Origin of the sequence: Rhodococcus sp. TAF43 (genome assembly GCF_052113525.1) — a bacterium.
GTDB lineage: Bacteria > Actinomycetota > Actinomycetes > Mycobacteriales > Mycobacteriaceae > Prescottella.
Genome location: NZ_JBFRDL010000114.1, coordinates 1 through 1,628, shown reverse-complemented (window position 1 = coordinate 1,628; position 1,628 = coordinate 1). Strand labels below are relative to the sequence as shown.

The following is a 1,628-nucleotide window of genomic DNA, read 5'->3' as shown; positions in this document are numbered from 1 at the left end:
AGCGTATTCAGGCTCAGAGGAATTGGCCGCACGACGGCCACGYACCACTGCCCTGGTTCGCCAGAACGCTCTCGGCAACCCRGATCTGCTCCTCACGCGAATTGTGGTGGGGCAGGCCGGAGCCGCCGTTGGCGTTCCAGGTCCCGGCGCTGAACTGCAGGCCGCCGTAGTAGCCGTTGCCGGTGTCCGCGCCCCAGTCGCCGCCGCTCTCGCACTGGGCGACGGAATCCCAGTCGCCGGAGGCGGCGTTGGCCGTGCCGGTGCTCATTGCGAGTGGTGCGGCGATAAGTGCCGTGGTGGCGGCGACGGTGCCGAGTGCGCGTTTGACGGTGATGCCAGCCATAGTTGATGTCCTCTCCGTGGTGGATGGCGAGGGTTCCGGGGGCCCGTCGGTGGGCGCCGGAAGCGATTCCCTCGCTTCTGCCCTGGAAGGTCTTCGAATCCGGTCCCGCGGGGGCAGAGATGACGAGAAGCGGGACGGCGGTTGCTCGTTCGTGTCGAGCCGTTGACGACGCTAGGACGGATCGGTTTCGGCGTCACCCATCGGTTTTTCGGTACGGCCGTCCATGATGGCGCTGTGTGGTCGGTCGTATCGGGAGGTCGGCGGGCGAAACAGCCCGGTTTCCGGGGTTGGACTCGAGTCCAAACAGTGATGAGGGTCACTGCTGGGCTGTGATGTCAGGCACATCCAGGGTGGTGCGAAATGCTCACGCGACCAGAAACGGTGCGCCGGTTACGAATTGCGCAACCGTGCAGTTTCGGCGAAAAAGACCTGTTCACGTCGCATGGAAAGCGGCGGCGATGGCTGCGGCGGGCATTACGACGACTCCGATGGACCGGGCATCGGCGAGGCGATCCAGTGTGACCTGTGACGTCGCGCCGGAGGCGAGAACGGTCCGGTAGTCGCGGGCGCTCGCGTCGAACAGCGTGGCCCGCGGGCAGTTCGGGAAATTGCAGCCGGCGACGACGACGGTGTCGACGCCGAGTCCGGCCAGGTGCTCGTCCAGCCGGGTCCGATGGAATGCGCTCCAGCGCGGCTTCCACATCACGGTCTCGGACGGGCCTACCGGCTGGAACCCGCCCTCGACAAGGAGTTTCGGATCGAGTGGCGGCGCGCCGACGGGCAGGAGACCGTCGACCACCTGCGAGCCTGTCGTGCCCGGCCGCACGAGCGGCGCGTCGTCACGGGTGATGGCCGTCCGGCGCACGAGGTCGACGTCATCGCCGTCATAGATCCGGACGACATGCACGATCGGGCGCCCGGCGCGGCGGTACGCGTCGACGATCCGGGTGAGCACGGGGAGCAAGGCTGCGGTTCCGGGAACCGGAAGCGGCCCCTCGTCCATGAAGTCGTTCTGCATGTCGATCACCACGAGCGCGGACGAATCGAGATGTGGGCGAACATGATCGTCGAGCGAGCCTGCCGCATCCGTCATGCCGTCGAACATAGCGAAAGCGCCCCTCTCCCGGTGAACTGCTCCCCGGAAGTTGGACTGGCCAAGTGAGATCGTAACGGGGCTATGCGGCAAGGGCCTGAGCCCGGTATTCAACCGGGCTCAGGCCCTTCAGCGTTGAGTGGCTTCGTTCGGTGTTGAACCATGCGATGTAGTCATCGATCGCGACGGTGA

General features: G+C 66.2%; 3 protein-coding genes. All 3 read right to left on the bottom strand.

From position 1 onward, the window contains the following. Positions 1-13: 13 nt before the first annotated feature. The gene (locus tag AB4Z09_RS29015) at positions 14-343 is read right to left on the bottom strand and encodes a transglycosylase family protein (RefSeq protein WP_442241384.1); all 330 of its coding nucleotides are present in this window, start codon (positions 341-343) and stop codon (positions 14-16) included. A 433-nt stretch (positions 344-776) separates the two neighbouring features. Beyond that, positions 777-1,436, bottom strand: coding sequence for a cysteine hydrolase family protein (locus AB4Z09_RS29010; RefSeq protein ID WP_174910592.1), 660 nt, complete (start codon positions 1,434-1,436; stop codon positions 777-779). Positions 1,437-1,518: 82 nt separating this feature from the next. After that, the coding region (locus tag AB4Z09_RS29005; RefSeq protein WP_442239977.1) for an IS3 family transposase at positions 1,519-1,628 on the bottom strand (110 nt) is incomplete at its 5' end.

Coding starts and splice junctions, on each gene's coding strand:
- AB4Z09_RS29010 (WP_174910592.1), bottom strand. CDS start 1,436: ATGACGGATGCGGCAGGCTCGCTCGACGATCATGTTCGCCCACATCTC.